Annotated in this window: 5 protein-coding genes; 3 read left to right on the top strand and 2 right to left on the bottom strand. The window is 48.2% G+C overall.

Annotation, left to right across the window (positions count from 1 at the left end; all coding sequences use genetic code 11):
- Positions 1 to 33: 33 nt before the first annotated feature.
- Positions 34 to 675 carry a 23S rRNA pseudouridine(2457) synthase RluE gene (gene rluE, locus C9J01_RS13500; protein ID WP_107298671.1) on the bottom strand — a complete coding sequence of 214 codons (642 nt, stop codon included), beginning with the start codon at positions 673 to 675 and terminating at the stop codon, positions 34 to 36.
- A 142-nt stretch (positions 676 to 817) separates the two neighbouring features.
- Here rluE and icd point away from each other — a divergent pair, with 142 nt between their 5' ends.
- A complete protein-coding gene (icd, locus tag C9J01_RS13505; RefSeq protein ID WP_107298672.1) occupies positions 818 to 2071 on the top strand; it encodes an NADP-dependent isocitrate dehydrogenase in 1254 nt (417 codons plus the stop codon).
- A 276-nt stretch (positions 2072 to 2347) separates the two neighbouring features.
- On the opposite strand, the gene cspD is transcribed toward icd, so the two are convergent.
- Positions 2348 to 2569 (bottom strand): cold shock domain-containing protein CspD, encoded by a 222-nt coding sequence (cspD, locus tag C9J01_RS13510; protein ID WP_107298673.1) that lies wholly within the window; start codon positions 2567 to 2569, stop codon positions 2348 to 2350.
- Positions 2570 to 3030: 461 nt separating this feature from the next.
- Here cspD and clpS point away from each other — a divergent pair, with 461 nt between their 5' ends.
- Positions 3031 to 3351: an ATP-dependent Clp protease adapter ClpS gene (clpS, locus tag C9J01_RS13515; protein WP_107298674.1), complete on the top strand. Its 321-nt coding sequence runs from the start codon at positions 3031 to 3033 to the stop codon at positions 3349 to 3351.
- Between the two features lie 48 nt (positions 3352 to 3399).
- The gene (gene clpA / locus C9J01_RS13520; protein WP_107298675.1) at positions 3400 to 5664 is read left to right on the top strand and encodes an ATP-dependent Clp protease ATP-binding subunit ClpA; all 2265 of its coding nucleotides are present in this window, start codon (positions 3400 to 3402) and stop codon (positions 5662 to 5664) included.
- Positions 5665 to 6000 lie beyond the last annotated feature (336 nt).

The following is a 6000-nucleotide window of genomic DNA, read 5'->3' on the forward strand; positions in this document are numbered from 1 at the left end:
TTTGCCAGCGGTAAAATACTGCTGGCAAGACAGTTAGGAAGCGTCGATTTTGACTTCTTTCCATTCTCCCGGCGCGAGATCGCTGACAGTCCAATCTGCCATTTTGTAGCGGATAAGGCGCAGGGTAGGGTAGCCGATGTGGGCTGTCATTCGGCGAACTTGGCGGTTGCGACCTTCTTTTAAGGTGATGGCTAGCCAAGTGGTCGGGATATTTTTCCGTTCACGGATAGGCGGGATACGCTCCCAGACTTCAGGGCTTTCCATTACCTCGACGCCTGCGGGAAGGGTCGGGCCGTCTTTGAGGGTAACACCGCGGCGCAACTGTTCCAGCTCTTCTTCGCTTGGTGCACCCTCAACCTGAACCCAATAGGTTTTTGGCTGCTTGGATTTCGGTTGGGTCAGGCGTGCCTGCAGGACACCATCATTGGTCAGAACAAGCAAACCCTCACTGTCTTTATCCAGTCGGCCAGCTGGATACACGTCTTTTACCGGGACGAAATCAGACAGGGTTTTATCCCCCGGTTCACCGGTAAACTGGGTCAGAACGTTATAAGGTTTGTTAAATAAAATGATCTTTGTCGGGCCGCGGGGACGCTTGGGTTTATTTCGTAATCTTGATGGTCGGCGCTCATTATTGGCACGTTTGGGTTGACGCGAAGAGGTGTTTGGCTTCATAAATAGCGAGTTGTACAAGGGAAAAGTAAATTGACCCGGTTATTATACGCGAAAAATACAATGAGTGGCGTATCGATAAAATTTCAAGTATGATTTGCGCGCATCTTACAAAAAGATAACAAATGGACGCTAGGAGATTTAAATGGATAGTAAAGTAGTTGTACCAGCTGAAGGTCAGAAAATCACTCTGGATTCTGAAGGTAAACTGGTCGTTCCTAACAACCCTGTCATCCCTTACATCGAAGGTGATGGTATTGGGGTTGACGTAAGCCCTGCGATGATCAAAGTCGTTGATGCCGCTGTCGACAAAGCCTACGGCGGTGACCGTAAGATTGCCTGGATGGAAATCTACACTGGTGAGAAATCAACGCAAGTATATGGTGAAGATGCTTGGCTACCGCAAGAAACCCTTGATTATATTCGTGACTACAAAGTTGCAATCAAAGGTCCTCTGACTACTCCAGTCGGTGGTGGCATCCGTTCTTTGAACGTTGCACTTCGCCAAGAGCTAGACCTATACATCTGTGCCCGCCCTGTTCGCTACTTCGATGGCGTACCAAGCCCACTTAAGCAACCAGAACTGACAGATATGGTTATCTACCGCGAGAACTCGGAAGATATCTATGCTGGTGTTGAGTTCAAGGCTGGCACTGAAGAAGCTGATAAAGTTATCAAGTTCCTGCAAGACGAAATGGGCGCAACTAAGATCCGCTTCCCACAGCAGTGTGGTGTTGGTATCAAGCCTGTTTCTGAAGAAGGCACCAAGCGCCTAGTACGCGCTGCACTTCAGTACACTATCGATAACGACCGTGACTCGCTAACGCTGGTTCACAAAGGTAACATCATGAAGTTCACCGAAGGTGCCTTCAAAGATTGGGGTTACGAAGTGGCTGCGCAAGAGTTCGGTGCTGAGCTGCTTGACGGCGGCCCATGGATGACACTGAAGAACCCGAATACGGGTAAAGAAATCATCATCAAGGACAGCATTGCAGATGCGTTCCTGCAGCAAATCCTTCTGCGCCCAGCAGAGTACGATGTGATTGCAACGATGAACCTAAACGGTGACTACATCTCTGATGCATTGGCTGCTCAGGTTGGTGGTATTGGTATCGCCCCGGGTGCAAACATCGGTGATGGTGTTGCACTGTTCGAAGCGACTCACGGTACAGCGCCTAAATACGCTGGTCAGGACAAGGTTAACCCTGGTTCACTGATCCTATCTGCAGAAATGATGCTTCGCCACCTAGGCTGGACCGAAGCGGCTGATCTTATCATCAGCTCAATGGAAGCGGCGATCAGCAACAAGACAGTGACTTACGATTTCGAGCGTCTAATGGACGGTGCGACACTGCGTAAGTGTTCTGAGTTCGCAGATGACATGATTGAGCAGATGTAATTCTGTTTCATCATTGCGATAAAATGCAAAAAAGCCCAACTTAGGTTGGGCTTTTTTGTGTCTCTATTTTGCTACTGTTCGGATTAAAATACCTGTTTGTAACGGGTTCGTTAAATTTCAATGTTGCTGGTAAAGTGAAGAAGTATGCATTTATTATTCATTTTTGATTGTTGGCGAAATGGGCGCGGGTAGCTAGGTAAAGGGAGTAAAAAGTGGGGGGAAATAAAAAAGACGAGCCTTAGCTCGCCTTCAGAAAGAATCGTTAGGTGAAGTCTTCTATTTGACCGCTTCACCTTCAACGGGAATGATTTCCTTCGCATGGAACCCTTTTGGCCCAGTCTCCACTGTATAGTTGACTTGCTGACCAGCTTTGAGTGTACGGTAACCATCCATCTGAATAGTCGAATAATGGGCGAAAATATCGCCTTCGCCTGTTTCAGGGCAGATAAAACCAAATCCCTTAGCGTTATTAAACCATTTAACTGTACCTGTCGCCATGCTTACTTCCTTCTGTGCATTCAAGTTCCATTTTGCATTAGTCTGCATCTCCTTTTTAACACGACTTGCATACTAATGCTAATTTGATGCAGTTAATATCTACTACAAGTTACACTTTAGTAAAAAGAGTTAGGCAGTCAAGCTGTGCTTATAACATTTTGTTAAAATGTGGTGTTATGCGAAATTTTTGACATATTTCTGCATGCAATGGCTTTTCTGGCACGTATTTTATGCAAATGATGGCATTCTGGCGTGATCTCCCACTTTGGCTGGAAACGGTGGTAATTCGTCCGGATTGTCGGCTTAGTCATAGTCATCTCTGATTTGCTGGAATACAATGTGTGCATTAGTCTGAATATAGGGGTAGGAAAACGGTGGTCGGACACGCCTTGTAAACAGAGATGATATTTAACTCATTGTTTCTTGGTAGACTATTCCTATCGTACTGGTAAGTTAAGGTTATGAGTAAGTTATACGAGTGGATTATTCCCGACTCCGATGTATTGGAAGAAGAGGAAGTCCAGACAAAACCACCATCGATGTACAAAGTAATTTTGAACAATGATGATTACACACCGATGGATTTTGTGATAGAAGTGTTACAGAAGTTCTTCTCCATGGATCTGGAGAAATCAACACAGTTGATGCTAACTGTGCATTACGAGGGGAAAGCGGTGTGCGGAACCTTCACTGCCGAGGTAGCCGAGACCAAGGTGGCCCAGGTGATGATGTATGCGAGGGAGCATGAACATCCGCTACTGTGTACGATGGAAAAGGCATAGTCTTTTTCCGGCACGCCATATTTGAGTGGTATTTAGGGGAGGTGCCTTATGCTAAATAAAGAACTTGAAGCGAGCTTGAATGCTGCCTTTGCGCGGGCAAGAGAGAAGCGTCATGAGTTTATGACGGTTGAACATCTGCTGTTGGCATTATTGGAAAATCCAGCGGCGCAAGAGGCCTTGGTGGCCTGCCGAGCTAATTTGGATACGCTGCGCAAAGAGCTTGATTCGTTTATTGAACAAACGACCCCACTGATCCCAGTGGATGACGAAAGCAGGGAAACTCAGCCTACACTCAGCTTCCAGCGTGTATTACAGCGTGCTGTATTCCACGTTCAGTCTTCTGGTCGTAGTGAAGTGACTGGAGCTAATGTACTGGTTGCTATCTTCAGCGAGCAGGAATCACATGCGGCCTATCTGCTCAAGAAGAGCGATATTAGCCGTTTGGATGTGGTTAATTTCATTTCTCATGGCACGGTTAAAGATAGCGACAACGACGATATCAACGGCCCAGATGTGGGTGGCGAAGAGCCACGTTCAGAACAGGGTTCGGAAGATAAGCTAGAAAACTTTGCTACCAACCTCAACCAACTAGCCCGTGCGGGTGGGGTTGATCCATTAATCGGCCGTGATACCGAACTCGAGCGCACAGTACAGGTATTGTGCCGTCGCCGTAAGAACAACCCGCTGCTGGTGGGTGAGGCCGGTGTAGGTAAAACGGCGATTGCCGAAGGCTTGGCTTGGCGTATTGTCGAAGGCCAAGTACCAGAAGTGATCAAAGATTGTGTGATCTACTCTCTGGATATTGGTTCGCTACTGGCTGGTACCAAATACCGTGGTGACTTCGAGAAGCGCTTCAAGGCAATTTTGAAGCAGCTGGAGAAAGAAGAGCAAGCCATCCTGTTCATTGATGAAATCCATACCATCATTGGTGCGGGTGCGGCGTCTGGTGGGCAGGTCGATGCGGCTAACCTTATCAAGCCGCTGTTGAGTAACGGTAAGCTCCGCTGCATGGGTTCGACTACCTATCAGGAATACAGCAATATTTTTGAGAAAGAGCGTGCACTGTCTCGCCGTTTCCAGAAAATCGACATTATCGAACCTTCGCTGGATGACACCACTAAGATTCTGATGGGCCTCAAGCCGAAGTACGAAGCGCACCACGAAGTTCGCTTTACCAACAAGGCTATCCGTGCCGCGGTTGAGCTGTCGGCGAAATACATCAATGAGCGCCACCTACCGGATAAAGCGATTGATGTTATTGATGAAGCCGGTGCCCGTTGCCGCTTGGCACCAGCGAGTCGTCGTAAGAAGACCGTTAATGTCAGTGATATCGAGGCGATGATTGCCAAGATGGCACGTATCCCTGAAAAATCGGTTTCTTCCAGCGACCGTGATGTACTGCAGAAGCTTGATAATAAGCTGAAGATGCTAGTCTTCGGGCAGGATCCGGCTATCGATGTGCTTACCGAGGCGATCAAGCTAAGCCGTGCTGGTCTGGGCGCTGAGAATAAGCCTGTGGGCTCATTCCTGTTCGCTGGTCCTACTGGTGTGGGTAAAACTGAAGTAACGGTTCAGCTTGCACGTACACTGGGTATTGAGCTGCTTCGCTTTGACATGTCTGAATACATGGAGCGTCATACGGTGAGCCGCCTAATCGGTGCGCCTCCTGGTTATGTTGGTTACGATCAGGGTGGCCTGTTGACCGACGCGGTTATCAAGCATCCGCATGCTGTGGTACTGCTTGATGAAATCGAGAAAGCCCACCCGGATGTCTTTAACCTGCTACTACAGGTGATGGATAACGGTACGCTGACGGACAACAATGGTCGCAAGGCTGACTTCCGTAACGTGATTCTGGTGATGACAACCAACGCAGGTGTGACTGAGACAGTTCGCAAGTCGATCGGTTTGATCCAGCAGGATCACAGCCACGATGCAATGGGTGAAATTAAGCGTGTATTCACGCCTGAGTTCCGTAACCGCCTAGACGGGATCATCTGGTTCAACCATCTTGAGAAAGATGTTATCTCCCAAGTGGTCGACAAGTTCATTGTCGAGTTGCAGGCACAATTGGATGCCCGTGGCGTATCAATGGAAGTGTCGTCGAAAGCCCGTGAGTGGCTGGCCAATAAAGGCTATGACAAGGCGATGGGTGCCCGTCCAATGGCCCGCGTGATTCAAGACAACCTGAAGAAACCAATGGCCAACGAGCTGCTATTCGGTAGCTTGGTCAACGGTGGCTCGGTACGTGTTGATATCGTCAACGATGAACTGGACTTCCAGTTCAGCAGTGACTTAGAGCCAGCGCACTAAACGCAGCAATATCGCAAATAAAAAAACCGCCTCCGGGCGGTTTTTTTCGTTATGGGGCTAGAGGCCAGAGGCCAGAGGCGATAGGAGAAGAGCAGGTCCTAGGAGAATCGGGAACGAGGACCTTATATGGACTCCCTTGGGAAATCAACAAAGAAACAAAACTAAAACAAGGTATAGATGCGCACTTATATACGGGCTTTTTTGGGGAGCTACCCCGCCCTAAAATGTAGTCGCACCAGTAAGCTAACTCTAGGAAGCGGTATCTAAGCACCTTAGGCCCTCTCTAGCTTTTACTGGTCGGTCTTACCTGTTTTACATCGCTCTTTGCTGATTATG

Origin of the sequence: Photobacterium rosenbergii (assembly GCF_003026455.1) — a bacterium.
Lineage (GTDB): Bacteria > Pseudomonadota > Gammaproteobacteria > Enterobacterales > Vibrionaceae > Photobacterium > Photobacterium rosenbergii.

What these genes read in the sequence shown, in the direction of transcription:
- rluE (WP_107298671.1), bottom strand. Translation starts at nt 675, where the DNA reads ATGAAGCCAAACACCTCTTCGCGTCAACCCAAACGTGCCAATAATGAG.
- icd (WP_107298672.1), top strand. Translation starts at nt 818, where the DNA reads ATGGATAGTAAAGTAGTTGTACCAGCTGAAGGTCAGAAAATCACTCTG.
- cspD (WP_107298673.1), bottom strand. Translation starts at nt 2,569, where the DNA reads ATGGCGACAGGTACAGTTAAATGGTTTAATAACGCTAAGGGATTTGGT.
- clpS (WP_107298674.1), top strand. Translation starts at nt 3,031, where the DNA reads ATGAGTAAGTTATACGAGTGGATTATTCCCGACTCCGATGTATTGGAA.
- clpA (WP_107298675.1), top strand. Translation starts at nt 3,400, where the DNA reads ATGCTAAATAAAGAACTTGAAGCGAGCTTGAATGCTGCCTTTGCGCGG.